Raw genomic sequence first — 26,488 nt, forward strand, 5'->3', positions numbered from 1 at the left:
CCGGGTTTGTTACGCTAGCCGAGTTGGGAGCAAAAAACCATTTGGGTTTTGCTTAATTTTTATCAGTATAGCCTTGGTGGAGAAAAAGATTGTATGGGTACTTTAGTTCCCTATTCAAAGGGCTAACTGATTCTCCTTTTTTTAGGAAGTTATGATTGGTTACTTTGTATATGTTTGTATTGGTGCGGTTTTTTATAACTGATACAGGTGCTTTTATTTACTGATTATATGTTTTGAATATCATTATATTAATAAAGCATATTGTTCTTGTAACGCTGGATGCTAGTACTATTTAGCTTTGATTTATCGCCAATAAAAAGTTACTTGTCAAAATCCGATTTCGGAGGATGTAGTAGCTAGCCTCCTAGGCCGCCTGGCGTAGGTCTGGCGCTTTACGAAAATCAAGGGAAAGGTGTATGGTTGGTTAACTTTAGCCGGCATAGGCATCGTGCTACCTGATGCGTGTGTCGTGATACCTACCGGGGATGAGCTGTTATTGGAAAAGCAAGAGACAACTAATTTACGTATACTATGTGTGGAATAGTCGGAGTTTTCGATCTGAAAGCAAAGTCGGCAGATTTACGCGTACAGGTGCTCGATATGGCCAAGCGCATACGGCACCGCGGGCCCGATTGGTCGGGCATCTTCTGCGACGACAAGGCGATACTCGCCCACGAGCGCCTCTCTATTGTAGACCCCCAGTCGGGTCGCCAACCCCTTTACAGCAAGGACCGAAATCTGGTGCTCGCCGTAAATGGCGAGATCTACAATCACCTCCAAATTAGGAAGCGCTTCGAGAATCGGTACGAGTTTCAGACCAACTCCGACTGTGAAGTCATCCTAGCGCTCTACCAGGAGAAGGGACCCGACTTTCTGGAGGAGCTCAACGGCATCTTTGCCTTTGCGCTTTACGATCGGGTAAAAGATATTTACGTAGTTGGCCGCGACCACATGGGCATTATTCCCCTTTATCAGGGATGGGATCAGTATGGCTGCTACTACGTGGCCTCGGAGCTTAAGGCGCTGGAGGGATACTGTAATAAAATTGAAGTGTTTCTTCCGGGGCATAGCCTGTGTAGCACCGATGGAGTTATGAAGCCTTGGTACAAGCGCGATTGGATGGAGTTTGACGCTGTTAAGGATAGCGAAACGGATATTGCTCTTCTGCGCAAGTCGTTGGAGGAGGCGGTTCACCGTCAGTTGATGTCTGACGTTCCTTATGGTGTGCTGCTTTCTGGAGGGCTAGACTCTTCTATAATTTCTGCCGTAGCCAAAAAGTTTGCCGCTAAACGTATAGAAAGCGATGATAAGCAGGAGGCATGGTGGCCGCAGCTGCACTCCTTTGCTGTTGGCCTCGATGGCTCACCCGATTTGGTCGCAGCCAAAAAGGTGGCCGAGCATATTGGTACGGTTCACCACGAAATTCACTTTACTATTCAGGAGGGGCTAGATGCCGTTCGCGACGTTATCTACCACCTCGAAACCTACGATGTAACCACCGTTCGCGCATCAACACCCATGTTCCTGCTGGCGCGTGTCATCAAGTCGATGGGGGTAAAGATGGTGCTCTCGGGCGAAGGCTCCGACGAGCTTTTTGGTGGATACCTCTACTTCCACAAGGCGCCCGACGCCAAGGCGCTCCACGACGAAACGGTGCGCAAGCTCGGCAAGCTGCATCTGTACGACTGCCTTCGTGCCAACAAGGCGCTGGCCGCTTGGGGCGTGGAGGGGCGTGTACCCTTCCTCGATAAGGAATTTATGGACGTGGCCATGCGCATTAACCCTAAGGATAAGATGTCGGGCAATGGGCGCATGGAGAAGTGGGTGCTGCGAAAGGCCTTTGAGGACTACCTACCCGAGAGCGTTGCCTGGCGCCAAAAGGAGCAGTTCTCCGATGGCGTAGGCTACAGCTGGATAGACACGCTAAAGAAGGTAACCTCTAATTCGGTAACCGACGAACAGCTGGCTAATGCTAAGTACCGCTTCCCGATCAACCCGCCTATGAGCAAGGAGGAGTACTACTACCGCTGCATCTTTACCGAGCATTTCCCTAGCGATTCGGCTGCGGCGTGTGTCCCATCGGTACCGTCGGTAGCCTGCAGCACACCCGAGGCGCTGGCTTGGGATCAGTCGTTTCAAAACCTAAACGACCCATCGGGCCGAGCCGTAACGAGCATCCATAACGACGGGTATAAGTAGCTTCGGTTGTTTACTACTAGGCTAGCCGTGGAGGTTAGCGCGGAATCTTATATATGAAACCCAGTACCCTTAGAGCATGCTCTGAGGGTGTTTTTTTAGGACATGCGCCTCGTGGAAAAGTGCGAGCGCTTATTCTTGAGTGTTCCCCTCTGGTGGACTATCAGCCACAATCTTTAGTGCTGCTTTTGGATGGATTATCTTACTGATCGAAGAGTTGATTCTGGTAATTAGAGTTATTGAGCGGTGCTGAATTAAGCTATTAAAAAAAATATTCGGAGAAAACCATGGGCTGCATCACGCATAATTTGCTTTCTTTGTGAGATTAAATGGAAAGGATAATGTCCGCATCTTCAAAAATCATAAAGGCACCGGTTGCCACCGAGATGGCATCGTTCGAGGAGTTCTTCAAAATAACTATGGACTCCAAGATACCTCTTCTACAAACAATTGTAAACTACGTGCTACGCCGTAAGGGTAAGCAGCTACGTCCGACAATTGTTTTTTTAACGGCAAAATTAAATGGAGAGGTAACTGATAATACCTACGTTGCTGCTTCGATGATCGAATTGCTGCATACCGCTACGCTAATTCACGACGATGTGGTTGATGAGGCGTACGAAAGGAGAGGTGCTCTTTCCATTAATGCGATGTGGCGCTCTAAGATTGCTGTTTTGCTGGGCGATTTTTTGCTAGCAAAAGGGCTGCAGCTTTCGGTTGATACCAACTCGTTTGATCTGCTTCGTATTATGTCGGAGGCGGTAAAGGAGATGAGTGAAGGCGAGCTGCTTCAGATCGAAAAGGCGCGCAAGCTAGATATTACCGAGGATGTTTACTTCGACATAATCAGAAAAAAAACGGCTACGCTAATTGCCTCATGCGCGGCTAACGGTGCGCAGTCGGTTCGTGCTACTCCCGAAATTGTTCAGAAAATGAAGCTGTATGGGGAGTACATTGGTATAGCTTTTCAGTTGAAAGATGATTTGTTCGACTATCAGGAAAAGCCGTTAATCGGCAAACCTACTGGGAACGATATCAAGGAAAAGAAGATGACGCTTCCGCTGATATTTGCGCTTAACCAGACCTCGAAAGGGGAGAAGAGTCGCATACTCAAACTTGTGCGTAATGCTCAGTCTAAGCCACAAAATGTGGCGGAGGTGATTGATTTTGTTGCTTTAAGCGGAGGTATTGCCTACACTGAGCAAAAAATGCACGAGTATAAAGATAAGGCTATCGCTATTCTGGATGACTATCCCGATAGCGACGTGAAAAACGCACTCGTGGAGTTGGCCCATTACACTACCCAGCGAAGCAAGTAATTTCTAACTAGAACGGGAATGTTTGTGGATTCCTAGCTTTTTTCATCCAGAAGTATTATTTTCGTTTCTCTATGAGCGATTTTAAGTTTATTGACCTTTTTTGTGGGATTGGCGGCTTTCATGCGGCAATGAGCCAGCTCGGTGGTGAGTGCGTATTTGCTGCCGACATCGATGATGAATGCCGCAAAGTATATCAGCAAAACTACGGCTTAGAGCCACATAGCGACGTTAGTGCAGTAAACGAAAAAAAAATACCCAAGCACGATGTTCTTTGTGCGGGATTTCCTTGTCAGGCATTTTCGAAAGCGGGTAAGCAGGCGGGAATGAACGATCCACGTGGTACCCTTTTCTTCGACATTGTTCGTATAGCCAAGCATCATAGGCCAAAATATATGCTGCTCGAAAATGTTCGTAACCTCGTTGGCCACGATAATGGGAATACATGGCGTGTAATAAAGGCCAACCTAGACGAGTTGGGTTACGATTTCTCGCATGAACCAATAATTTTTAGTCCGCATAACTTAGGGATCCCCCAATTTCGCGAGCGCGTATTTATTCTTTGCAAGCGAAAGGATGTCAAAGTCGGAGAGGTGGAGTTTTCTCAAAAGCGTCAGCGTCCAACCTGCGATATAAGCAGAGTTATCGATGAGTCGGTAGCAGATTCTCGTTATGCAGTAAGCGAAAGCGAGAAGGCAATTTTGGATATTTGGAATGATTTTGCGCTCAATGTAAATAAGCCACTACCCACTTTCCCTGTTTGGACTGCCGAATTTGAGCCAGAAAACCTAAAGGCAGACATTTCTGCTTACCCCAAGTGGAAACGACGCATTATCGAGCAAAATAGGGCCCTTTGGAGCGAAAATAGGGCGTTTTTGAAGGGTTGGTATGCCAAGGCTAAAAAAAATAAAAATTTCGCAGGTGCCAAGGCTAAATTCGAATGGCAGGTTGGCGATGCACATCCAGAGGTGTGGAGCCATCTTATTCAGTTTCGACCTTCGGGAGTACGCATAAAAAAAGCCACCTACTTTCCAGCGTTGGTAGCTATCACTCAAACATCTATTGTCGGTAAGCTTGGTAGACGAATTACTCCAAAAGAGGCGGCAGCCTTGCAGTCTTTCCCTGAGGATTATCAGCTTCATTCGGTAGATAGGATTGCCTATAAACAGCTTGGAAACGCTGTTAATGTGGATGTGGTGAAGTTTTTTGCCAAGCGTCTTTTAGGAAAAGAGAAAGGATAGGCAAGCCTATTCCTACTCTTCTTTGGTGCTTTTCTTTGGTTTCGCCGACTTTTTGTCTTTCACGTAGACTTGGCGTTCAAAAGCTTGGTCGAGAGAAATGAGGGTTTCTGTACGAGCAACTCCTGGGATTTTTTGAACTGTGTTAACCAGTACGTCAAGCAGGTGGTCGTTATCGCGGCAGTAAATTTTAAGCAATACCGCATAGTTCCCAGTTACAAAATGGCACTCTACCACTTCTGGAATTCTCTTAATAACTTCTACCGCTTCGGTATAGTAGCTCGTTTGAACAAGCGAAACACCAACAAAGGCGCACACTTCGTAACCAAGAGCTTTGGGCTTAACAATGAGTCGAGAGCCATCGATAATCCCTGCGTCTTCCATCTTTTTTACACGTTGATGGATGGCAGCACCAGAGATTCCGCATTCTCTTGCGATTTCTAAGAATGGCATGCGAGCATTCTTAATCAGGTAAGATAGAATCTTTTGGTCGATGCTATCGAGATGAATTTTTCCAGCCATATATTACATATTATTCACAAATTGCGAATATAACTAATAATTTGAAACTTGCAAGAGTTAAGTTGCTTAAAAGATAAATATAAAAGATTAGCAGCTAGAGGTTTCTAGTCTTAAAAGGTGCAGTTAGAGATCTGTAGGGCTATATTTTGATGGTTGAGGCTACAAAAAAAGACGGATAAAACTATCCGTCTTTTTTTGTAGCTCCAACAGGACTCGAACCTGTATTTAAAGTTTAGGAAACTTCCGTTCTATCCCTTGAACTATGGAGCCATTTGAGGATGCGAATTTATAAAAAATTCGGTATCCTGAAACACTATTTGCCTACTTTATCGCCGTCGTAAGCCCATTTAAGGTACAAAGCACCCCAAGTAAAGCCTCCGCCAAACGCTGCAAATATGATATTATCGCCCTTCTTGAGCTGCTTCTCATAGTCCCAAAGGCATAATGGAAGAGTTCCAGAGGTAGTATTTCCGTATTTTTCGATGTTGACCATCACCTTTTCGCGCTCTACATTTGCACGGTTTGCCGTTGCATCAATGATGCGTAGGTTAGCTTGATGTGGAACCAACCAGGCAATATCTTCACCTTTTAGGTTGTTCTTTTCCATCAGCTCAAGGGTGGTGTCTGCCATGTTAGAAACAGCCCATTTGAATACCGCTTGACCTTCTTGGTAGATGTAGTGCTCGCGGTTGGTTACAGTTTCGATGCTTGCTGGGTAGCACGATCCTCCTGCTTTCATGAAAAGGTGCTTGCGTCCAACTCCATCAGAGCGTAGAATTGAATCTTGTACGCCAAGTCCTTCGTAGTTGGGTTCCATAAGAATAGCTGCGGCTCCATCACCAAAAATGGCGCATGTAGCACGGTCTGTGAAGTCGGTGATTGCCGACATTTTATCCGAGCCAACCACAACAACCTTCTTGTGAGATCCTGATTCAATGAATTTCTGGGCAACAGTCATTCCGTAAAGGAAGCTGGAGCATGCTGCATTTATGTCGAAACCAAATGCATTTTTGATGCCTACCTTATCTGCTATGATGTTTGCTGTTGCAGGGAACATCATGTCGTGCGTAACCGTACAGCAGATAATGAGGTCTACTTCGTCAGGACGGGTACCTGTTTTGGCAAAGAGTTCGTTTATGGCAGCTGCTCCCATGTCTGATGTGCCCTTACCTTCGCCTTTAAGTATGCGGCGGGTTTTGATACCGATTCTGGTCATAATCCACTCATCAGTGGTATCTACCATGGTACTTAACTCATCGTTTGTTAGGATGTATTCTGGAAGGTATCCCCCTACTCCTGTAATTGCAGCTGTAATCTTTTCCATCTGACAGATATTAAAAGCCTTCTATTTCAATCCTAAAAGGCAAAACCTCTCCTATGTTGGTATAGGAGAGGTTTTTATGTTATTCTAAATTTTCGCGAATATGCTCGACAATACCGCCTTTTGCGCAATCAATTGCTTGTTTAATCATGTTTTTGATTGCTTTGGCGTTAGATATTCCATGTCCGATGATAACGACGCCGTTAACACCTAGCACTGGAGTTCCTCCAACATTTTCAAAGTTAAAACCTTCAAAAAAGTCGTTTTTAATGCCTTGCTTGTGTAGCAGCTCGTAGAAACTTTCTGCCGCTTTTAGCAATACATTTCCAGTGAAACCATCGGTTACAATCACATCCGCTTTTCCGGTAAATACGTCGTTACCTTCAATATTTCCAATAAAGTTGATGTTTTTGGTCTCCTTAAGTAGCTGATGGGTTGTTTGGGTCAGAATGCTGCCCTTTTCTTCCTCTTCGCCAATGTTTAGCAGACCAACATGTGGATTGTCTATTCCTAGTACATATTTTGCGTAAACAGAGCCTAGCATAGCGTACTGTACTAGAACTTCTGGCTTGCAATCTGGGTTTAGACCAACATCCAAAAGAATTGCTTTTTTGTCCAAACTTACAGGAATTGGGCTGGCAATTGTTGGCCGTATTACTCCATCAATTTGCTTGATGGTATACATAGCGCCAACCATCATGCCGCCGGTGCTTCCTGCACTTGCAAAGCCTTGGATTTTGCCGTCCATAAGCAGCTTAAATCCGATGGCTATGCTCGACTGTGGTTTTGAGCTGAAAGCTTTTACAGGATGTTCACCCATTTCAATCACCTGGTCGGTATGCACGATGTCGAAGCTAGCAACGTCGGCACCCTCGCGGTTGAGGATCTCTTCGATTCTAACTTTGTCGCCTATCAGCACCAAGCGAACATCTGAAAACTGCTTTTGGGCTTCGATTGCTCCTAAAACTACCGCTTCAGGAGCAAAATCGCCACCCATAGCATCAACTCCAATTCTCATAAAAAAATTTTAATTGAAAAGCTTAATTGAAGCTCGTTATGCATTTACTTGTTTCTCAACTACAAGGCGTCCTCTGTAGAAACCGCACTCTGGACATACTCTATGGTATTGTACAGTAGCACCGCAGTTAGAGCAAGTAGAAATGGTAGGAGCTACAGCTTTGTAGTGAGTTCTACGCTTATCTCTTCTCGTCTTCGAGATTTTGTGTTTGGGATGTGCCATTTTACAACTTGTTTATCGTGTTAACTATTTATTGTCAAGTAACTTCTTGATTTCTTCCCAAGGCATTTCCTCCTGATCATCTTCTTCCTCGTTGTCGGCCAGCGTTGGCTCGTCAGCAAAGTTGGTTTCGATGGCCTCGAGGCGCTCTAGCATTTCAGGGTTGCAGGTACTTTCTCCTTCCTCATCCAGCGGATGGATTTTTTGGTAGGGTAGGCTTAAGCAAATACTCTCGTAGATATACTGTGAAAGATTCAACTCCCCTTCGTTAGGATCAACGTAGATAACATCACCTTGTTCCTCCTGAATGAGCGATGAAAATTTGATGAATAGGCTTCCTTGATAGCTAATATCTTGTGGAAATTCCTCTAAACATCGGTCGCAAGTTACCATTACATCGCCCTCAATATCAAAATCAAGTTCGATGAATGAACTTAGCCTTTTGGCGTGCACCATAACTTTGACGTCTCCTTTTTTGATTTCCGATTCTTCGAAACATGCAAAAAACTTGTCATCAACGTCGTAGTCAACTTCGTGCTCTCCAAGGGCAAGCCCTTTTACTGGTATTGTATATCTATCTAGATAGCTCACCTGTCAAAAAAATATCGCGCAAAGGTAAAAATTAATCTGGTATATAAAAATACTACTCAATTTTTAGCCTGCTGGAATAGACCAATTTAGCTTAAATACAACTCTTTACTACTTCGCGTTACGTTTTCTCTGACCTTCGTCGAGAAGTATTTTGCGAAGGCGCATCGAGTTTGGTGTAATTTCCACGTATTCATCTTCTTGGATATACTCCAATGCTTCTTCTAAGCTGAAAACGATTGGAGGTGCAATCGCGGTTTTGTCGTCCGATCCGCTAGCACGCATGTTTGTAAGCTTTTTCGATTTCGTAACATTGATAACTAAATCGCCAGCGCGGCTATGCTCTCCAATTACCTGTCCGTTATACACATCTTCGCCTGGAGCGATGAAAAATTTACCCCTATCCTGTAGCTTATTTATAGAGTAGGCGTAGGCGTTTCCTGTTTCCATGGCGATTAGTGAACCGTTGGTACGCATTTCGATGTCACCCTTATATGGCTCAAAGCCTTTTACTCGGTGGGCTACAATGGCTTCTCCTTGCGTTGCGGTTAGTAGATTGCTACGTAATCCGATTAGGCCTCGTGAAGGAATTTCAAATTCAAGGTGCGAGCGATCTCCTCGTTGCTCCATTTTGAACATCACTCCCTTACGCTTAGTTACAAGCTCAATTGCTCTACCTGCAAATTCTTCAGGAAGATCGATGGTGAGGAACTCCATTGGTTCGCACTTTTGTCCATTGATTTCTTTAAAGATTACTTTTGGTTGACCAACTTGTAGCTCATAGCCTTCACGGCGCATGGTTTCGATTAGCACGCTAATGTGTAGTACCCCTCTACCAAATACGATGAAGGAGTCTGCTGTTTCACCATCTTGAACGCGTAGTGCAAGGTTTTTCTCAAGCTCCTTATCTAGGCGGTCCTTCAGGTGGCGTGAGGTTACAAATTTTCCGTCTTTCCCGAAGAATGGAGAGTCGTTGATTGTAAAGAGCATGCTCATGGTCGGCTCGTCAATAGCAATTGGCTTTAGAGGCTCTGGATTTTCAAAATCGCAGATGCTGTCGCCGATATCGAATCCATCTATACCCACTAAAGCACAAATTTCTCCGGCGGGAACTTCTTCGACCTTTCTTTTTTCGAGACCTTCGAATACCATTAAATCTTTGATGCGCGTTTTAACTTGGCTTCCATCTCTTTTTGATAGAATAACGGGCATGTTTGATTTTAGCACACCACGGTGTAAACGGCCAATTGCGATACGACCAACATAAGAAGAGTATTCCAAAGAGGTGATTAGCATCTGTGGAGTTCCTTCGTGTGCTTCTGGTGCTGGTATATTTTCAATTATAGAGTCTAGTAGCGCGGTAATATCTGTGGTTGGATTTTGCCAGTCGGTAGACATCCATCCTTGCTTTGCACTTCCGTATATGGTTGGGAAGTCTAGCTGATCTTCGGTTGCTTCTAGGTGAAACATAAGATCAAAAACTTCCTCGTGCACTTCGTCTGGACGGCAGTTTGGCTTATCAACCTTATTGATTACAACAATAGGTTTTTTTCCTAATGCGAGTGCTTTTTGAAGCACAAAACGAGTTTGTGGCATGGTGCCTTCGAAAGCATCTACCAGAAGAAGAACTCCGTCAGCCATATTAAGTACGCGTTCAACCTCTCCACCAAAGTCGGCGTGGCCTGGGGTGTCGATAATGTTAATCTTGTACTCCTTGTACTGAACAGATACGTTCTTTGCAAGAATGGTAATACCTCTTTCGCGCTCTAGATCGTTGTTGTCTAGAATTAAATCGCCAGCTTTCTCGGCATCTCTGAAAAGCTTACCTTGTAGGATCATCTTATCCACAAGAGTTGTTTTCCCGTGGTCTACGTGAGCGATGATCGCAATGTTCCTAATATGTTGCATCATACTAAATTTGGGTTGCAAATGTACGATTAATTACTAGATAAGGTAAGTTGTTAAAAATCATATTACTAAAAATTAGCTTTGAAAAGTGGTTATAATACTCATGCAGATAATGGCATAAGTTTTATATTTGAACCATCGATGGTTTCTTACGGAATATGCTTTCTAGAAGAATTAAAAGGGAATCAGGTGCAATTCCTGAACAGTTCCCGCTGCTGTAATCTCATTAAAAATGTCTAGGCATTCTAGGCCACTGTGAAAACGGGAAGGCGCCTACGACCGAGAGAGTCAGAAGACCTGCCATTCGTTTTGTGTAATGCTTTCGGGATAAAAGCGAGGATCCTTCCACACTCCTCAAATGTATTTCCCCGAAGAAATAAGTGCGAGGTAGTGAATTTTGCCATAACGTTCCTACCTCGCAATTTTATTCATCCCAAGTTAGCTTGAACTTGGTGCTATCCTTTTTCTTTTCTAACTTTTTTTCCGCTTTTCGTTCTTCCATAAACGAGGACTGTTGAGGCTGCTCTACTTTGGCTTTGGGCTTGGCTCCCGCTGCTGTTTTTTCTGCTTCTTTTTTCTCCTCCCAGGTTACCTTAAACGGTTTTGATGTGTTTTTTTGTTCTACACTAGACGGTTGGTTGGCTTGTGCGGGGGTAATATCCCATCCGCTGCCGCTCCAGTCGTAGCTTACTTTCGATTTTTTGCTATCTCCTTCTACTTTGAAGTATAGTAAGGTGTTGTTTTCGAAATCGGATTGGCTGATTTGTTTTTTTAGCCCTGTTCGTGCTTTTTTGAAAAGAACGTCTTTCAACGAAAGCTTAATTTTGTAGTTGTAGCTTCCATTGAAATTATGATTACCAAGAACTCCTAAGTTGATAGCAGAGGAGGCAACATACATTGCTGGTATATTTATAATGTTGTTTTTTATGGTAATTTGATTTTTTAAGTTAGCAAACTTTATATGTTCAAGCTCTTTTAAATCAATGAACTTAGAAAGCTTATATGCTGGTTCAAATTTTATTAGTTCCCCATTAGTTATGCTTAAATTTGAAACACAATCAACTGAGTTTGGGTCTAAAGCTCCTTTTTCTGAAAAAACACCTCTAAATGCGATATCTCCAGATCCGATACCTTTAATGTTGCTGCTTGTTAGCGTTTTTTGATTAAAGTTGTTGAACGAAGAGAATAATGTTTCAATATTAATGCTGTCTAGAGTTGCATATAGATTGCTTGTGATTGTTTTATTTTGATTTTGTTCAAGCTTCCCTATTAAATTGATAGATCCTCCTATTGCTTCTGCATTTAGTTGAGATACGGTTATAAGCGGTCCTGATTTTTCTATTTTGGCAGATAGATTTTTCATCGGGATACCTCTTAGAATTGCTTGTTTTGATGTTACGTCAATTGATAGGTTTGCAACATTTACATCTATTTTATCTGACTTATTACTTGAGTTAAAGTTAATGGCAAGAAGGTTGTCAAAGTTAAGCGTCGATGTGTTGGATGTTACGGATGCAGAAAATGGCATAGACTCCATTAGCCCATCATAAAAATTATCTATAGCTACATTGATTTTACCATTAATGGCGTTTGAGGAAAAGTAGAGGTTGGCAGAAGCATCCGTTGGATTAAACTTTATTTCACCTTTTGTGATGGAGTATAAAGCTCCTTTGAATGGGTATTTTATTTCGCTAAGTTTAAAGTTTCCGTTATTTATCAAGCGAACTAGACGTAGTGGAGATAGGCTATCAAAATCAATGTTGCCGTCAGCCGTTATGTTTCCGATTATTGTGCCATCAATTTTGTTGGTTGTATCTATTTTATAAGCATCATTTAAATTGCTTAAAAACAAGTTGAAATTAGTTGATAAGCTAATTAATGGTTTATTAAAATTGCTAAGAGAAAATTTCCCTTCAAAGTCGCCAAAATTCGAGTTTATTTTAAATGAATCAATTCTTAAAAAAGAGTTTACTATTTGTCCTCTACCGTTTGAGAATGAGCCAACTAAATTTACAGATGCTATGCTGTTGTTTTTTAAGATCTCACTTTTCCCTCCTTTAACATCAAAATCTCCATAGAGAAAAGGCCATTGGTTGCTTGCCCAGTATCCTTTGGCTCTTGCTTTGAAATTGACTTTGCCTTCAACGTCTATTTTTTCTAGAGTTTTGTTGATTTTGGGCACTAGCTCGTTCATTTCCTTTAATGCTAAATCGGTGCCAGAGGCGGCTATATCTAGATGGATGCTTTTGTTTAGAGAGAAGCCTCCTTCAATATTAATCTTATTATTTTTATAGGTTACTATAAAATCTTTAAAATCATAACTTTTAAATGATTTTGATTTTACTTTGCCAGACAGGATAAATTGCTTGTTGCTTATGTAGTTAATGCTGCCAAAGGTAAGTTGATTAACAACTACATCTAAGCTAGATTTAACTCGAAAATTAGAAGAAGTGAACGTTCCCTCGCTTTTAAATTTTTGAATGCTGTTAACTAATGACATTCTTTTGTTTAGATCGTGTATTTTAAGCACTGATTTATCTATTTTTATGCCATCTATTTTCATGCTGACCTTTGAATCGTTATTTTTAGTTCTAAAAATTTTGAAGTTGTTGTTACCCTTTTTATCTATAAGAATATTGATTTCGCCTTCTTTTAGTATTACCTGTTTAATCGTTATCTTATCCTTGAAAAGATCTAGCACATTTATTTTTAGGCTTAGCGTTCCTGCTTTTAGAAGTGTCTTAGTATTTCTTAAATGGTTAAAATCAGAAATGTTAATATCTTTTGTCGACTCTATATTTACGTCATTTAGTTTTATAGAGGCGTAGGGGAAATATCTTACTAAGGAGAATGAGGCATCTCCAATGGTGATTCGGCTTCTCAAATCTTTTCGAATTCCTTGCATTGCTGCTGAGATAATTGAATCCTGAAAGATAAAGCTGATAAGAGTAAGTGAAAAAAATACGCTTATCACCGAAAAAAAAACGATTCTAAAGACTTTCCTTTTCATTTTATGATCTAAATTCCCAATTTGTTAACCCTAATTACAGATAACCATTGCCAATGGAATGGAGAAAGCTAAAGATAGCCCTTTTTACAACCATATATATGCTAGCGATAGTTTGGCTTACATTTTTTATGCAAATCATGCTATCTGTTGATATAGATAAGGTTGCTATTTTCCCCAGAGAATGGGTTTGTGCGGCTAATTTTTTAATCTCTCCTCTATTTCATGTTGATGTGGATCATATTGTAAATAATAGTATTGCATTTTTAATTCTTTCTTTAGCATGCTTTTATTTTTATGGAGGAATTGCACTTTCTGTGATTTTGGGAGGGATTGGTTCTGGTGTTTTTGTTTGGTTATTTGGAAGAGAAGCGTATCATGTAGGATTAAGTGGGGTGTGCTATTCGTTGGCTTCCTTTTTATTTGTGAGTGGTATCATTCGGAAAAATATTTCTTTACGGTCAATATCACTGTTGATTGTCTTTTGGCAAGGGGGCTTAGTTTGGGGGATGATTCCATCGTTGAGTGAACCTCTTAATATCTCATGGGAAGGGCACTTATTCGGGGCAATGGTGGGGTTTGTTATGGCTTTTATTTGGAGAAAAAGGGGGCCTAAGGATGATCCAGAAATTGAGGATGAGCGTCAGGAGGACTATCTAGATTTTGATGAACAGTTAGAAGACGACCGATCATAATTAAAAACAGCTAAAGTATACCAGTTTCTTTTTTGTGATCAATACGAACTGTTAGAAATTATATATTTGTCCAAACGGCATTTCATGAAAATAATTGGCAACATGGCAAAGAACACAGAAGTAGAACCTCTATCAAATACGCTAAATATTATAGGGTTTGGTTCGGAGATCAAGGGAGAAGTAGCAACGTCTGGTGATATACGTATTGATGGAACCCTTCAAGGAAATATTACAGTTAGAGGTAAAATAGTAGTTGGAGAAACTGGACGTATTATCGGAAATATTAGCTGCAAGCAATGCGATATAATCGGATATGTAGAAGGCAATATCTCTGTTCAAGATCTTCTCTCATTGAAGGTTACTAGTAATGTTCTTGGCGACATGATTTGTAGCAAGCTATCTATTGAACCTGGTGCTAAATTTACAGGGAAGTGTGATATGAATCAGAATATTACCGAAAACTAGAATTCCATATTTAAAATATTGAAGGATGTAGATTTAAGCTGCATCCTTTTTTGTTTCCCTAAATTTATAATAAGCTATTATTAAATTCGTTTTACTTTTCATTGGCAGAATATCCTTCTTTTTTTGTACCTTAGTATACAAATTAAGGTTTTGATATGTATTCACTTAATGACCTGCAAGCCATTGTCGAAAAGTCTTTTGGAGAATTGCAGCTACCAATCGAGCCACGAAATCTTTATGAGCCAATATCATATACGCTATCGCTTGGAGGGAAAAGGGTAAGGCCAATCCTGTGTCTTATGTCTGCAAACCTCTTTTCTGATATTGTCGACAAAGCTGTAAAACCAGCAATTGCGCTCGAAATATTTCACAACTTTACGCTTATTCATGACGATATCATGGATAATGCCGACGTGCGTCGGGGCAAGCCAACTGTTCACAAAAAATGGAACCCTAATGTGGCCATTTTATCTGGAGATGCTGCCATTATTGTTGCTTATAAATATGTAGCACAAACTGATCCTGCATTACTCCCTGAAATTCTAAAAGTGTTTAATGCTACCGCTTTAGAAGTTTGTGATGGGCAGCAGTTTGATATGGAGTATGAAAAGTTGCCAGTGGTGACAGAAGACGACTACCTAAGAATGATTGAGCTAAAAACGTCGGTGCTTTTAGCCGCAGCAGCCAAAATTGGGGCAATTTTGGGCGGAGCATCACTTCAAGATGGAGAACGTCTCTATAATTTTGGGAGAAACTTGGGGCTAGCATTTCAACTTCAAGACGACTTGTTAGATACGTATGGCGATCCTAAAGTCTTTGGTAAAGCAATTGGTGGCGATATTATTTCTAATAAGAAAACTTTCTTGATGATTAATGCCTTGAAGTTGGCAACGCAGCCATCTCAAGTTGCTTTGCAAAAAATACTTAAGAATGAAGCGATTGCTCCTGAAGAAAAAATAGCATCAGTAAAAGCAATTTATGATGAGGTAGGCGTTAAAGAAATTACTGAGAAAAAAATAGACTTTTACTATAAGTTGGCGTTGGCTGAAATTGCCAAGATATCAGTTAGGGAGGAGAGAAAGGAAGCGATATTAAGCTATGCAGAAAAAATAATGGGGCGTAAGTCCTGATGATATTTTGAAAGTCCTGTAACAACAGGACTTTTTTTATGACATCCATTTTGAATTGCGTTTTTTGTTGTAATTATTATTTTTATTTAAAATTAGTTTGAATTAAAATACTCGTAATTCTACGTTTCATTGGTTTTAATCGTTGTATATAAGTGTTTTGTCTCTGTACTGTATTTAGATGTAATTTTATATTCGTAAGGGTAAAAGAGCGGATTTTTCGAATGTAACTTTGTAATACATTTTTAATCACGCTATGAGACCAAGAATTTACACCACAATTGCGCTTATCTTATTTTGCGCTTTATCACTTTCCGCTCAGGTAAAGTATAGCATTAAATCTCATAAAGTTGAGGTTGTTGGGACTTCCAATCTGCACGACTGGACTGCAACCATTGCTAAGCTTACAGGATCTTCTGAATTTAAGGTTGATGGATCCTCCCTTATTCTTACTTCTGCGGTTGTAGATATAGATGCCAATTCCTTTTCAGGATCTAAGGGTAGTATTATGGATGGTAAGATTAAGGATACCTTCGATTCTGAAAAATATCCTAAAATTAGGTTTAGTATGACTAAGGTTAACTCATCTCAAACGGTGGGGAATGTAACGACACTAAACATTTCAGGTATTTTGGGTGTTAAGAATTCAAATCGACCAGTTGATTTTACAGTAAAAGCTGTTGCATTAGGTAGTGGCGATATCGAAGTGCGTTCATCTAAACGAATGAAGATGTCAGAAATTGGATTGAAGGCTCCAACGGCCATGCTAGGAACACTTAAAACGGCAGATGATGTTACGGTTAACATCTACTTTCTGCTGAAGAAATAGGATATTTCCCGATAAATAGGGGAGACAGGTTCAATTTAATTCACACCACAATTATGAAGCCAATTATTAACAAGTTTGCGGTTCTTGCTCTGTTAGTTGCAGGAACGTTCGCTGCAAAGGCACAGTTCTCAGAAATCCAGTACTTAAGAAAGAATGACCAAACAGGAAGAAATACTTTCGAAACATTGAAGGTAGATTCCGTAGGGTTCTCTGGGCAGAAATTGCGTGTAGGTGCTGGCTTTACTCAAAGTTTCCAAACGCTTGATCATAGCAATACCCCTTTGATGGTTGGTAATATTAATAAGAATAAGCTTATTGATATTCAGCCGGGATTTGGGCTTGCATCTGCTAATCTATCTTTTGATGCTCAGCTTGCTGATGGAATTCGCCTTAATCTTACGATGTACCTTGCTGCTCGTCACCATAATGAAACTTGGGTTAAGGGTGGCTACATTCAAATGGATAAAATTCCGTTTTGGCGTTCTGATTTGTTAGATGAAATTATGAAGTATACCACCATTAAGGTTGGTCACTTCGAGATTAACTATGGCGATGCTCACTTCCGTAGAAGCGATAATGGAAATACCATTTTCAACCCTTTTGCTGAAAACTTGATAATGGATGCCTTTGCTACTGAAATAGCAGGTGAAGTTGAGGTTAAGCATAATGGTTTTTTGGGAGTTGTTGGTCTAAGCAACGGGCTACTAAAGGGTGATGTTATCAAGAAGTATAATGCAGACTCTTCTGAATCAAGAACTAAAAAACCTTCGTTTTATGGTAAGATAGGTTATGATGGAGAGATTATGGATGGATGGAGATTTCGCATAACTCAATCCGCTTACCATAATGGAGGTTCTACAAGTAACACCCTTTATGCTGGAGACCGAGGCGGTTCAAACTACTGGGGCGTAATGACTAACTCAACCGATCTAACAGCCAATTTTACAACAGGCCGTTTTACTCCCGGATTTAACTATCAGGTTACTTCTTTAATGACAAACCTATTTACAAAGTATTATGGTTTGGAGTTTTTTGGAACTTATGAATGGTCGAAAGGAAGGTCTTACGCGAATACAGGAGTACAACCAGACAAGCGTAAAGTACATCAGGTTGCCGGTGATTTGTTGTATTATTTCGACGTATTCGGAAAAGAAAATTTGTTTGTAGGTGCTCGTTATAACCAGGTTGCTGGCGAACTTTTGCCTACTGCAATGGATGGTAAAATAACACGTACTGCTTTTGCTGCAGGCTACTATTTTACTAAAAACATACTTCTTAAGGCAGAGTATGTTAAGCAAAAGTATAGCGGATTTCCAGCCAACAATATTCTGAATGGAGGTAAGTTTGATGGTTTAGTGGTTGAGGCTGTAGTTGGTTTCTAAAATTTATGTGACATAGTATTTATATACAGGGTGTTGGTGTGATTACTAGCACCCTGTTTTTGTAAAGGAATTATGCTACAACTTTTGCTATTTCAATTTTTTCTTGTTGCTAGTATCCATAGCGATACCCATACTTTTTCTTACGAGGTGCTCCCTGATTCTAAAATATCAATTTCAGGGACTAGCAACGTGAGTTCTTTTAAGTGCCTTACTGCCGATTGTGCACAAAAAGGGAGTTTTGTTGTTTTTGAGAAAAATGATAGCGATATAATTTCTTTTTATAATGCACTATTTTCCGTAAAAGTAAGATCTTTAGATTGTAATAACAGTTTAATTAATAGAGATTTGTACAAAACACTCAATTCTGATAAATATCCATTTATTGTTCTTCAAATAAAGGAAGCTGAGCTTATTTCTTTTTTCCCTAATAGTGTTTTTAAGTATAAAGTTAAAGTCGATATGATTTTGGCTAATAATCAGAGAGAAACAAAAGGTGAGGTTTTAGTTCAAAAAATTGACTCGGACGTATTTCGAGTTTCAGGAGTCCAAAAAATTAAGCTTACAGACTTTAATATTAAACCTCCAACGGCAATGCTGGGGCTTATTGTGGTGGATGATGAAATGACTATAACTTTTAACCTAGTACTAAAGGCACGGAAGGATCTTATTGGTAATTAGTATTTTGTTGTATCTGAATTCAGGGTTAAACTCTTATAACACATTTCAATAGAAGGTTGCTTTTATTTGAAATAGCTATCTTTGCACAAATTTTTTAGAAATGACAAGACAAGATGTAGAGATTATGGCTCCAGTAGGAAGTTATGAATCTCTCATGGCTGCTATCAATGCAGGTGCTAACTCCGTTTATTTTGGAATTGAGCAGCTTAATATGCGATCAAAATCCTCCAATAACTTTACCATTGAGGATCTGCATAATATATCTTCCATTTGTGCTGAAAATGGAGTCAAATCATACTTAACCTTGAATACGGTTATGTACGATCATGATATTCAAGTAATGCGTAAAGTTGTCGATGCAGCAAAAGAGTCGGCAGTAAGCGCTGTAATAGCTTCTGATATGGCTGCGATTTCCTATGCCCGAGAAAAGGGGGTAGAAGTTCATATTTCGACACAACTTAATGTTAGCAACTATGAAGCATTGAAGTTCTACGCACAATTTGCAGATGTTGTTGTACTTGCCCGCGAGTTAAATATGACTCAGGTGAAGAATATATATAAGCAAATAGAGGAGAATGATCTTAGAGGACCATACGGTGAGCGAGTGAAAATAGAGATGTTTGTGCACGGTGCTTTATGCATGGCAATATCAGGCAAATGCTATATGAGCCTTCACGAAAATAATGCTTCTGCGAATAGAGGAGCCTGTCAACAAACATGCCGAAAAGCTTATATTGTTACGGAGAAAGAAACAGGTCATCAGCTGGAGATTGATCATGAGTACATAATGTCTCCTAAAGATCTTTGCACTATAGGTTTTTTAGATAAAGTGATGGCAGCGGGTGTTCGTGTTCTTAAAATAGAAGGGCGTGCAAGATCTGGCGAATACGTAAAAAGAGTTGTTGAGACCTATAATGAGGCGGTGAATTCTATTTTAGATAATTCTTATACAAAAGATAAAATTGATAGATGGGAAAGGTCTCTTTCAGAAGTTTTTAATAGAGGTTTTTGGGATGGATATTATTTAGGAAGAAAGATAGGAGAATGGAGCAAGGTTTATGGTTCCAAAGCGACAAAAAGAAAGGTTTATGTAGGCAGGGTTACTAACTATTTTGGCAATATTGGAGTTGCTGAAATATTGGTGGAAGCCTCTACGATTAGCCTTGGCGAAAATGTTGTGATTATGGGACCCACAACCGGTGTGGTCGAAACAACAATTGAAGAGATTCGTGTTGATCTTAAGCCTGTTGAAATCGCAGAGAAAGGGAATCTGTGCTCTATTCGAGTTGATAGGATTCGGCGAAATGATAAGCTTTATAAAATGGTAGATGTTGAGGAGGAGTCTTAGATGAAAATACTCCTTTCGAAACCTGCATGTATTGGCTGCGCTTCATGTGTTGATATAGCTCCAGCCTATTTCTTTATGGATTTAGAAGGTAAGGCGTCTTTATATGGAGAAAATGTTGCTAAAAAGTTAGTTGCTATAGACCTATTTCCGCAAGATAAAGAACTTATTCAGGATGTTATTGATTGCTGTCCTTCTAAGTGTATTGAATTAAGGTAGATAACAAGGATCACAATACATTGTGATCCTCTTTTTTATTCTTTTTTGAAGGCCATGTTGATGGTTCCCTGTTTTAAAAATAGTCGGCTATTGCTTACTTCATAGCGATATTTTTCGGTCGAATCTTTAATTAGGATATTAAGCGAGTTGGAAGTTCTTGTTAGGAGAGAATCGATATTTTTGGCAAATAAAGAATCCTTCCTCGATATGATTTTTAATGTTTTAGAGGTATCTTTAGGTAAATAACCAAATTCCTTAATATCAAGAGTTAAAAATTCAGCATATTTGGTTATCGATCCCTTTTGAACTGCAAATGTGTTGTAGTTTTTAGCAGTGTCGGATTTTTGGTTGTACTGAATGCTAAAGTTGTTGCTGGAGATGTGTAGTATCGTTTGATTTACAGATTTATTGGCGAGTGTATCAACGAGTATCCAGTTTCCTTCAAAGGCCAGAGTCTCCTGAGTGCAGGATGTTGAAGTACTGGATAGAGCAGCCACAAATAGTGCAGCAGCAATAAATGGGGCAACTTTTTTACTCATTCTCATGTTTTCGAGTGTTTTGTTGGAAAATATGTCAGCAAAAAAAGCAAATTTCCGAAAGAAAAGGAACCTTAGTGCGAATGTTTCTTTGATTAGTAGAAACGTTCGTAAACATCGGTTTTTATTCTTTTTGTGTAATTATCTAGATCTATATCAGTTAGTGTAGAATTGTTGGACATTAAAAGCATTGGTACGGCAGGTTTTATTCTATCGTAAGATGGTTGTTTGTATGAAAAGTTGGTGTAAAGATGAAAGCCAAAACGTTCATAAAATGCTATTCTTCTTTGGCTAGTAATGTCATTAGGCAGCTCGACTTCAAAAATGAGGATGCTATTGATAGACTTTATAATGGAAGTTAGTAGTTTCCCTCCAATGCCGTTACCTCTTATATTTGTATTAGTCGCAATGTGCTCTAAAAAATAGAAATTTTCAAATTCCCATATCGTTGCAAATCCAACAACTGTCTGATCTTGGATGGCTGCGTAAAGGCACATTTCTTTATGGGTAAGAAGCTGAATTAACTTCGAAAAGTCTCTTCTTTCAGCCTCTGGAAAAGAGTCTTCGTATATTGGCTGAATTTCTTTTAGGAGACGGCTGCTCAGGCTAGTAATTCGTTCAAGTTGTGGTTCCATGGTTTTTGCTGCTGGCTACTTTCTTTGAAAAACGAGGGTTACTGCTTCAGGTTTGTACCAGAACGTGAGTTTGTCATCTTTTCTTACATAGAAAAGAGTTACGCTAGGGTATTCGAATACGTCTTGAATTTCTTCAATGAATTTTTCATCATCTTTTTTTAAATCGACAACCTTTCCTGTTTCATTATCTTTGTACGACAAAGCCTCCGGTACTAATTTCATTTGATTGTCGAACCAAGCAAGCGACCCTTTTATGGTATGGTCAAAAATGTATTCTTTATCGTTTTCTCTTTTGGCAAGCAGGGTAATTTCGAACGTGTTGTTCGTAAACGTGAAATCAAGTATTTTTTCTAATCTCTCTTCAGATTCGTCGTCAAAATCCTTAAAACTAGTAGTCCACGTTCCCAAAAAATCAGGTTTCACCGTGTCGTCTTTGCTGCAAGATGTGAAAAATGCGAGTAATGTAAGTGCTGCTAGAAGTCGCATTCCTAATCCGAATTTTAAAATCATCAGTTTTAAGTTTTGAAATTATCAATTCTTATAGTTAAGAAAAAGTCTATTCCTGAGACTTTATTGAGATAAAGATAAGAGATTTTGTGGATGCAAAAAAATATTCAAAAAGGGTTGGTGTTCTAACAAAAACTGTCGTAATATAGTCTTCTAATATTTAAATTGTTCTGCTATGTCACATACCCAAAAGTTCGTACAAGAGCTGGTGGCAAAGCACGGTAGCCAACGAAATAGTCTTATCCCTGTTTTGCAGGAGATCGTTGCAGTTGATCGATTTCTTAGTGAGGACGCCATGTTAGCTGTTGCTCAAGAATTTGGTCTCTCGGCTGCTGAGGTTTTTGGAGCCGCTTCATTTTATACCTTTTTGGATACTGTACCTCGAGGTAAAAATATCATTCGTGTTTGTAAAACTATTTCTTGCCATATGAAAGGAAAGGAGTATGTTATTGAAGCATTGGAGGAGGCCTTAGGTGTTAAAATCGGAGGTACTACTGTTGATGGGAAGTTTACGTTGCTAACTGCTAATTGTTTAGGATGGTGCCACAAAGGGCCTGTTATGCTGGTGAATAACGATGTCTATCCAGAGGTGACACCACAGTCTGCAGTTGCTCTACTTGATAAGTATTGTCTTTAACTCAAAATTTGAGCAATGGAAAGAAAAATTTTGAAAAAAGTAGACTTGATATTTCAAGAAGTTGCTTATACGGATATTTTGGAGGCTGTAAAAAAGGTAGCACTGAAGAGCCAAGACGATATAATACTTACCATTACAGACTCTGGATTGAGAGGACGCGGAGGTGCTGGTTTTCCTACAGGGCTAAAGTGGCGTTTTGCAAAAACAGAGGATAGTGTTGTAAAATATGTGATTTGCAACGCAGATGAGGGGGAGCCCGGAACCTTTAAGGATCGGGAAATCCTTCAGAATGTTCCATATAAAGTTTTTGCAGGAATGGCTATTTGCGGATATGCGATTGGGGCACACGAGGGGTACATTTACTTGCGTGGTGAGTACAACTTTTTGCTTCCAGAATTACTGGTGGCATTGGATAAGTTTAATTCCTCCTTGTTAGATATTGGTCTTGACTTTAAAATTAGCTTGAAAAGTGGGAGCGGAGCTTACATCTGTGGAGAAGAAAGCGCGCTGTTTGAAAGCATGGAAGGAAAGCGAGGGGAACCACGAAATAAACCTCCTTACCCAACTCAGAGTGGCTATAATGGTAAGCCAACAGTTATCAATAACGTAGAAACGTTGGTTTATGTGGCTATTATTTCCAAGATTGGTGCCGACCAGTTTAAAAAAATGGGAACAAAAGATTCTTGTGGTTCTAAAGTTTTTTCTGTTTCGGGAGATACTCCTAAAGCCGGAATTTATGAGTTGGAGTTAGGCATGCTTCTCGGTGAGTTTGTTGGTGAATTTGGGGATGGAGATACCAAGGCGGTTCAAGTTGGTGGTGCTTCTGGATATTGTGTCCCTCGCAAGCAGTTTAATGATACGATTATAGGTTTTGAGGGAATTCCAACAGGTGGTTCTATGATGGTGTTCAACTCTTCAAGATCGATGTATAATGTGCTACACGACTATCTTGAGTTTTTTTGTGAGGAGTCTTGTGGTCAATGTACACCATGTAGGGTTGGTAGCCAGCAACTTCTGAAAGGAATAGAGGCTGTAAAAAAAGGCGAGCGGCGTCCAGAGTACTTAGACGATATCAAAAAGTTGGCAGCTACCATGAAAATAGCCTCGAAATGTGGTTTGGGACAGTCTATCGCAAATCCTTTTTATTCAATTGTAGATAATTTTCGGGAGGAGATTATTTACTAACCTTTAAAATAGCATGTCATGAATGAGTTAAAGGTGAATTTAAAAGTTAACAATATTTCCGTTTCGGTAAATGAGGGAACAACGATACTTGAAGCCGCTCAGAGGCTTAACTTTAATATACCGACGCTCTGCTATCATCCCGATTTGTCTATTGCTGGTAATTGTAGGGTTTGTGTGGTTGAGGTTAAAGGTGCTAAGCAGCTTGTTGCATCGTGTGCTACGCCTGTTGCTGAGGGGATGGAAGTTTTTACAAATAGCGAAAAAGTTAGGACTGCTCGCAAGCATGTTATTGAGTTGCTCCTTTCGGAGCATAATGCTGATTGCACACGCTGCTTCAAAAACGGAAGTTGCGAGTTGCAAAAATTAGCCGCAGAGTATCGTATTGGTGAGTACACTTTTATGAATATCTTAAAGTTTAAAGCTCATAAGGTCGATAAATCGTCTCCTTCTATAATCAAAGATGATAACAAGTGTATCCGTTGTCAGCGCTGTGTTAGAACTTGTTCGGAACTTCAGGGAATTGGAGCCTTAGAGGTTGCTTTTAAGGGAGATCATCAGATTATTTCTACATTTATGGGAAAACCATTGTCTGAAGTTGTTTGTACCAACTGCGGCCAATGTGTTAATCGTTGTCCTACAGCTGCTTTAGTCGAACAGTCATATATTGAAGATGTTTGGAAGGCCATAAATGATACAGAGAAGTATGTCGTTGTTCAAACTGCGCCTGCAGTTCGTGCTGCTTTAGGAGAAGATTTGGGGTTAAACCCAGGTGTTCGAGTAACAGGGAAGCTCGTTTCCGCATTAAAACACATTGGTTTTGATAGCGTTTTGGATACAGATTTTACTGCAGATCTTACCATTATGGAGGAAAGTGCGGAGTTGCTTCATCGGTTGAGGCGTGCTTTGGTTGATGGAGAAAAAGTTGCGCTTCCAATGCTAACTTCCTGTTCTCCTGGCTGGATAAAATTCCAGGAGCATTTGTATCATGATATGCTAGATAATCTATCAACTTGTAAGTCTCCTCAGCAAATGTTTGGAGCTCTTGTAAAAACCTACTTCGCAAGAAAGAAGGGAATCAATCCTGATAAGATAGTTTCTGTTTCTATAATGCCATGCACGGCTAAAAAATTTGAATGCAAACGGCCTGAAATGCGTGATAGTGGATATCAGGATGTAGATTATGTGCTAACAACAAGAGAGTTGGCTATGATGATTCGTCAATCTGGGGTTGATTTTCTGAAGTTGACGGAAGAGCATTACGACAGCTTGATGGGGGCTTCTACCGGTGCTGCCGTAATTTTTGGAGCAACAGGAGGTGTCATGGAGGCTGCTCTTAGGACAGCTTGGGAGATTATCACAGGAAGAGAAGTCCCTTTCGAAAAGTTGAATATAATGCCAGTGAGAGGCTTCGGAGGGATAAAGGCTACTTCTTTAATTATTACAGATGCTAAGCCAGAGTTTGGTTTTCTTGAAGGGGTGGAGTTGAAAGTTGCTGTAGCCCACGGGCTTGCTAATGCAAAAAAATTGATGGATGCGATCAGAAGTGGGACGGTTCATTATCATTTTGTCGAAGTTATGGCTTGTCCCGGTGGTTGTATAGGCGGAGGAGGGCAGCCTATTCCTACAAGTAGCGAGATTCGATCTAAGCGCATAGAAGCTATTTATGCTGAAGATATGGGGTTGGCCGTCCGCAAATCCCATGAAAACAACGAGGTTAAGTTGCTGTATAAGCTGTTTCTTGGAGAACCTAACAGCCATAAATCTCACGATTTACTTCATACTCATTATAAGCCGCGTAAGGGATATTAAAAGAAAGCGATTACTTCTGATACCATTCATTACATATATTTTAATACCATGATGTTGTGAGGATTCCTTTGTTTAGTTGTTTCCTTGTTTTATTTTAACTTTGGACAAAATTGTTTTTATGGCATTATCGAGAGAGTTTATTGGCTTAGTGATAAAAGCAACAGGAAGTTGGTATACAGTTGTAAATCGTGAAACAGCAGAAACGATTGAATGTAAAATTCGTGGAAAAATTCGGTTGAAGGATGTTAAAACAACCAATCCTGTAGTTGTTGGCGATCTTGTAAATGTCGAGGTTGTTGAAGGCGATGATGTTGGTGTGATTTCTAAAATAGTTGATAGAAAAAATTATATAATTCGAAGGTCTTCAAACCTTTCTAAAGAAGCGCATATTATTGCCGCAAATATTGATCAAGTTTTTTTGGTTGTCACAATAGATCTACCAAAAACAAGCCGCGAATTTGTAGATAGATTTTTAGTTGCTGCAGAGGCGTATAAAATACCTACCACTATTGTTGTTAATAAGATAGATCTTTATGATATTGATGCCAGAGTTGAATTAGAGCTCTTCAAAATGGACTATGCTTTGGCTGGCTATGAGGTGCTTGAGGTTTCAGCTTTGCGAGAGGATAATCTAGATTTGCTTGGTTCTCGTTTGAGCGGTAAGATTAGCGTGTTTTCAGGGAATTCAGGTGTTGGGAAATCAACCCTTCTTAATGCGTTATTGCCAGATTTAGACTTAAAAACGGGGAAAATATCAGATTACCATCATAAAGGTACCCATACCACAACTTTTTCAGAAATGTTTGGCTTTAATAATGATGGATACATAATCGATACGCCTGGAATTAAAGGTTTTGGTATTGTTGATGTAAAAAAGGATGAGCTTTTTCATTTCTTTAAAGATTTATTTAAATATGCAGAAGGATGCAAATTTTATAACTGCACCCATACGCACGAGCCTGGATGTGCAGTAAAGGAGGCGGTGACAAATGAGAAAATTGCTTTTTCTCGTTACGAGAGCTACCTCAAGATCCTTGATGATGAAGGTGAAAAATATCGAGCTAAAATGTAATTGCATATTTTTTTTATTTGTCTTAAATAAATCT

At 40.1% G+C, this 26,488-nt stretch carries 25 protein-coding genes, 1 tRNA gene and 1 riboswitch; of the genes, 15 read left to right on the forward strand and 11 right to left on the reverse strand.

The annotated features are described in order from the left end of the window. The first annotated feature begins 531 nt into the window (after positions 1-531). The 3 genes from asnB to L990_RS00215 all read left to right on the forward strand — a co-directional run bounded on the left by asnB (position 532) and on the right by L990_RS00215 (position 4,753). Positions 532-2,199 carry an asparagine synthase B gene (asnB, locus tag L990_RS00205; RefSeq protein ID WP_047444322.1) on the forward strand — a complete coding sequence of 556 codons (1,668 nt, stop codon included), beginning with the start codon at positions 532-534 and terminating at the stop codon, positions 2,197-2,199. A 338-nt stretch (positions 2,200-2,537) separates the two neighbouring features. Continuing rightward, complete coding sequence (locus L990_RS00210) at positions 2,538-3,515, forward strand: polyprenyl synthetase family protein (RefSeq protein WP_047444324.1); 978 nt, start codon at positions 2,538-2,540, stop codon at positions 3,513-3,515. A gap of 71 nt (positions 3,516-3,586) precedes the next feature. Further along, the gene (locus L990_RS00215; RefSeq protein WP_047444326.1) at positions 3,587-4,753 is read left to right on the forward strand and encodes a DNA cytosine methyltransferase; all 1,167 of its coding nucleotides are present in this window, start codon (positions 3,587-3,589) and stop codon (positions 4,751-4,753) included. Positions 4,754-4,765: 12 nt separating this feature from the next. Here the strand turns inward: L990_RS00215 and L990_RS00220 are convergent, their stop codons facing one another. From L990_RS00220 to L990_RS00250, 8 genes are all read right to left on the reverse strand, one after another. Then, positions 4,766-5,272 (reverse strand): Lrp/AsnC family transcriptional regulator, encoded by a 507-nt coding sequence (locus L990_RS00220; RefSeq protein ID WP_047444328.1) that lies wholly within the window; start codon positions 5,270-5,272, stop codon positions 4,766-4,768. A gap of 198 nt (positions 5,273-5,470) precedes the next feature. Then, a tRNA-Arg gene (locus L990_RS00225) sits at positions 5,471-5,542 on the reverse strand. A 43-nt stretch (positions 5,543-5,585) separates the two neighbouring features. Continuing rightward, complete coding sequence (locus L990_RS00230) at positions 5,586-6,596, reverse strand: beta-ketoacyl-ACP synthase III (RefSeq protein ID WP_047444329.1); 1,011 nt, start codon at positions 6,594-6,596, stop codon at positions 5,586-5,588. 79 nt (positions 6,597-6,675) lie between these two features. Further along, positions 6,676-7,611, reverse strand: a complete 936-nt coding sequence (plsX, locus tag L990_RS00235) for a phosphate acyltransferase PlsX (RefSeq protein WP_047444331.1) — start codon at positions 7,609-7,611, stop codon at positions 6,676-6,678. A 36-nt stretch (positions 7,612-7,647) separates the two neighbouring features. Continuing rightward, on the reverse strand, positions 7,648-7,833 hold the full coding sequence (gene rpmF, locus L990_RS19570; RefSeq protein WP_081981553.1) for a 50S ribosomal protein L32: 186 nt from the start codon (positions 7,831-7,833) through the stop codon (positions 7,648-7,650). Positions 7,834-7,857: 24 nt separating this feature from the next. After that, a complete protein-coding gene (locus tag L990_RS00240; RefSeq protein WP_047444333.1) occupies positions 7,858-8,421 on the reverse strand; it encodes a YceD family protein in 564 nt (187 codons plus the stop codon). 108 nt (positions 8,422-8,529) lie between these two features. Beyond that, positions 8,530-10,326: a translational GTPase TypA gene (gene typA / locus L990_RS00245; protein ID WP_047444418.1), complete on the reverse strand. Its 1,797-nt coding sequence runs from the start codon at positions 10,324-10,326 to the stop codon at positions 8,530-8,532. Between the two features lie 125 nt (positions 10,327-10,451). After that, a riboswitch (cobalamin riboswitch) is annotated at positions 10,452-10,646 on the forward strand. 104 nt (positions 10,647-10,750) lie between these two features. Beyond that, positions 10,751-13,336 carry an AsmA-like C-terminal region-containing protein gene (locus L990_RS00250; RefSeq protein ID WP_047444335.1) on the reverse strand — a complete coding sequence of 862 codons (2,586 nt, stop codon included), beginning with the start codon at positions 13,334-13,336 and terminating at the stop codon, positions 10,751-10,753. Positions 13,337-13,389: 53 nt separating this feature from the next. On the opposite strand from L990_RS00250, the gene L990_RS00255 reads away from it, so the two are divergent. From L990_RS00255 to L990_RS20580, 8 genes are all read left to right on the forward strand, one after another. After that, entirely contained in the window at positions 13,390-14,028 is a 639-nt protein-coding gene (locus tag L990_RS00255; RefSeq protein ID WP_052180604.1) for a rhomboid family intramembrane serine protease, read from the forward strand. Positions 14,029-14,130: 102 nt separating this feature from the next. Beyond that, positions 14,131-14,493, forward strand: coding sequence for a polymer-forming cytoskeletal protein (locus L990_RS00260; RefSeq protein ID WP_081981555.1), 363 nt, complete (start codon positions 14,131-14,133; stop codon positions 14,491-14,493). 155 nt (positions 14,494-14,648) lie between these two features. Continuing rightward, the gene (locus L990_RS00265; RefSeq protein ID WP_047444338.1) at positions 14,649-15,623 is read left to right on the forward strand and encodes a polyprenyl synthetase family protein; all 975 of its coding nucleotides are present in this window, start codon (positions 14,649-14,651) and stop codon (positions 15,621-15,623) included. Positions 15,624-15,876: 253 nt separating this feature from the next. Then, positions 15,877-16,449 carry a YceI family protein gene (locus L990_RS00270; protein WP_047444340.1) on the forward strand — a complete coding sequence of 191 codons (573 nt, stop codon included), beginning with the start codon at positions 15,877-15,879 and terminating at the stop codon, positions 16,447-16,449. A gap of 53 nt (positions 16,450-16,502) precedes the next feature. Then, positions 16,503-17,831, forward strand: a complete 1,329-nt coding sequence (locus tag L990_RS00275; RefSeq protein ID WP_047444342.1) for a hypothetical protein — start codon at positions 16,503-16,505, stop codon at positions 17,829-17,831. Between the two features lie 72 nt (positions 17,832-17,903). Next, positions 17,904-18,509: a YceI family protein gene (locus L990_RS00280; protein ID WP_047444344.1), complete on the forward strand. Its 606-nt coding sequence runs from the start codon at positions 17,904-17,906 to the stop codon at positions 18,507-18,509. Positions 18,510-18,609: 100 nt separating this feature from the next. After that, positions 18,610-19,857, forward strand: a complete 1,248-nt coding sequence (locus tag L990_RS00285) for a peptidase U32 family protein (RefSeq protein ID WP_047444345.1) — start codon at positions 18,610-18,612, stop codon at positions 19,855-19,857. Beyond that, positions 19,858-20,073, forward strand: coding sequence for a ferredoxin (locus L990_RS20580; protein ID WP_052180605.1), 216 nt, complete (start codon positions 19,858-19,860; stop codon positions 20,071-20,073). It abuts the gene before it with no gap. A gap of 35 nt (positions 20,074-20,108) precedes the next feature. Here the strand turns inward: L990_RS20580 and L990_RS00295 are convergent, their stop codons facing one another. From L990_RS00295 to L990_RS00305, 3 genes are all read right to left on the reverse strand, one after another. Next, on the reverse strand, positions 20,109-20,618 hold the full coding sequence (locus L990_RS00295) for a hypothetical protein (RefSeq protein WP_047444347.1): 510 nt from the start codon (positions 20,616-20,618) through the stop codon (positions 20,109-20,111). An 86-nt stretch (positions 20,619-20,704) separates the two neighbouring features. Next, positions 20,705-21,244 (reverse strand): GNAT family N-acetyltransferase, encoded by a 540-nt coding sequence (locus L990_RS00300; RefSeq protein ID WP_052180606.1) that lies wholly within the window; start codon positions 21,242-21,244, stop codon positions 20,705-20,707. A 15-nt stretch (positions 21,245-21,259) separates the two neighbouring features. Then, the gene (locus L990_RS00305) at positions 21,260-21,754 is read right to left on the reverse strand and encodes a hypothetical protein (RefSeq protein WP_047444349.1); all 495 of its coding nucleotides are present in this window, start codon (positions 21,752-21,754) and stop codon (positions 21,260-21,262) included. 172 nt (positions 21,755-21,926) lie between these two features. On the opposite strand from L990_RS00305, the gene L990_RS00310 reads away from it, so the two are divergent. The 4 genes from L990_RS00310 to rsgA all read left to right on the forward strand — a co-directional run bounded on the left by L990_RS00310 (position 21,927) and on the right by rsgA (position 26,454). Beyond that, entirely contained in the window at positions 21,927-22,388 is a 462-nt protein-coding gene (locus tag L990_RS00310) for a complex I 24 kDa subunit family protein (RefSeq protein ID WP_047444350.1), read from the forward strand. A gap of 15 nt (positions 22,389-22,403) precedes the next feature. Next, a complete protein-coding gene (locus tag L990_RS00315; protein ID WP_047444352.1) occupies positions 22,404-23,573 on the forward strand; it encodes an NADH-quinone oxidoreductase subunit F in 1,170 nt (389 codons plus the stop codon). 18 nt (positions 23,574-23,591) lie between these two features. After that, the gene (locus L990_RS00320; protein WP_047444354.1) at positions 23,592-25,382 is read left to right on the forward strand and encodes an NADH-dependent [FeFe] hydrogenase, group A6; all 1,791 of its coding nucleotides are present in this window, start codon (positions 23,592-23,594) and stop codon (positions 25,380-25,382) included. A 118-nt stretch (positions 25,383-25,500) separates the two neighbouring features. Continuing rightward, complete coding sequence (gene rsgA, locus L990_RS00325) at positions 25,501-26,454, forward strand: ribosome small subunit-dependent GTPase A (protein ID WP_047444427.1); 954 nt, start codon at positions 25,501-25,503, stop codon at positions 26,452-26,454. The last annotated feature ends 34 nt before the right edge of the window (positions 26,455-26,488 follow it).

The sequence above is a fragment of the Alistipes sp. ZOR0009 genome (genome assembly GCF_000798815.1).
Lineage (GTDB): Bacteria > Bacteroidota > Bacteroidia > Bacteroidales > ZOR0009 > Acetobacteroides.

Coding starts and splice junctions, on each gene's coding strand:
- asnB (WP_047444322.1), top strand. CDS start 532: ATGTGTGGAATAGTCGGAGTTTTCGATCTGAAAGCAAAGTCGGCAGAT.
- L990_RS00210 (WP_047444324.1), top strand. CDS start 2,538: ATGTCCGCATCTTCAAAAATCATAAAGGCACCGGTTGCCACCGAGATG.
- L990_RS00215 (WP_047444326.1), top strand. CDS start 3,587: ATGAGCGATTTTAAGTTTATTGACCTTTTTTGTGGGATTGGCGGCTTT.
- L990_RS00220 (WP_047444328.1), bottom strand. CDS start 5,272: ATGGCTGGAAAAATTCATCTCGATAGCATCGACCAAAAGATTCTATCT.
- L990_RS00230 (WP_047444329.1), bottom strand. CDS start 6,596: ATGGAAAAGATTACAGCTGCAATTACAGGAGTAGGGGGATACCTTCCA.
- plsX (WP_047444331.1), bottom strand. CDS start 7,611: ATGAGAATTGGAGTTGATGCTATGGGTGGCGATTTTGCTCCTGAAGCG.
- rpmF (WP_081981553.1), bottom strand. CDS start 7,833: ATGGCACATCCCAAACACAAAATCTCGAAGACGAGAAGAGATAAGCGT.
- typA (WP_047444418.1), bottom strand. CDS start 10,326: ATGCAACATATTAGGAACATTGCGATCATCGCTCACGTAGACCACGGG.
- L990_RS00250 (WP_047444335.1), bottom strand. CDS start 13,336: ATGAAAAGGAAAGTCTTTAGAATCGTTTTTTTTTCGGTGATAAGCGTA.
- L990_RS00255 (WP_052180604.1), top strand. CDS start 13,390: ATGGAATGGAGAAAGCTAAAGATAGCCCTTTTTACAACCATATATATG.
- L990_RS00260 (WP_081981555.1), top strand. CDS start 14,131: ATGGCAAAGAACACAGAAGTAGAACCTCTATCAAATACGCTAAATATT.
- L990_RS00265 (WP_047444338.1), top strand. CDS start 14,649: ATGTATTCACTTAATGACCTGCAAGCCATTGTCGAAAAGTCTTTTGGA.
- L990_RS00270 (WP_047444340.1), top strand. CDS start 15,877: ATGAGACCAAGAATTTACACCACAATTGCGCTTATCTTATTTTGCGCT.
- L990_RS00275 (WP_047444342.1), top strand. CDS start 16,503: ATGAAGCCAATTATTAACAAGTTTGCGGTTCTTGCTCTGTTAGTTGCA.
- L990_RS00280 (WP_047444344.1), top strand. CDS start 17,904: ATGCTACAACTTTTGCTATTTCAATTTTTTCTTGTTGCTAGTATCCAT.
- L990_RS00285 (WP_047444345.1), top strand. CDS start 18,610: ATGACAAGACAAGATGTAGAGATTATGGCTCCAGTAGGAAGTTATGAA.
- L990_RS20580 (WP_052180605.1), top strand. CDS start 19,858: ATGAAAATACTCCTTTCGAAACCTGCATGTATTGGCTGCGCTTCATGT.
- L990_RS00295 (WP_047444347.1), bottom strand. CDS start 20,618: ATGAGAATGAGTAAAAAAGTTGCCCCATTTATTGCTGCTGCACTATTT.
- L990_RS00300 (WP_052180606.1), bottom strand. CDS start 21,244: ATGGAACCACAACTTGAACGAATTACTAGCCTGAGCAGCCGTCTCCTA.
- L990_RS00305 (WP_047444349.1), bottom strand. CDS start 21,754: ATGATTTTAAAATTCGGATTAGGAATGCGACTTCTAGCAGCACTTACA.
- L990_RS00310 (WP_047444350.1), top strand. CDS start 21,927: ATGTCACATACCCAAAAGTTCGTACAAGAGCTGGTGGCAAAGCACGGT.
- L990_RS00315 (WP_047444352.1), top strand. CDS start 22,404: ATGGAAAGAAAAATTTTGAAAAAAGTAGACTTGATATTTCAAGAAGTT.
- L990_RS00320 (WP_047444354.1), top strand. CDS start 23,592: ATGAATGAGTTAAAGGTGAATTTAAAAGTTAACAATATTTCCGTTTCG.
- rsgA (WP_047444427.1), top strand. CDS start 25,501: ATGGCATTATCGAGAGAGTTTATTGGCTTAGTGATAAAAGCAACAGGA.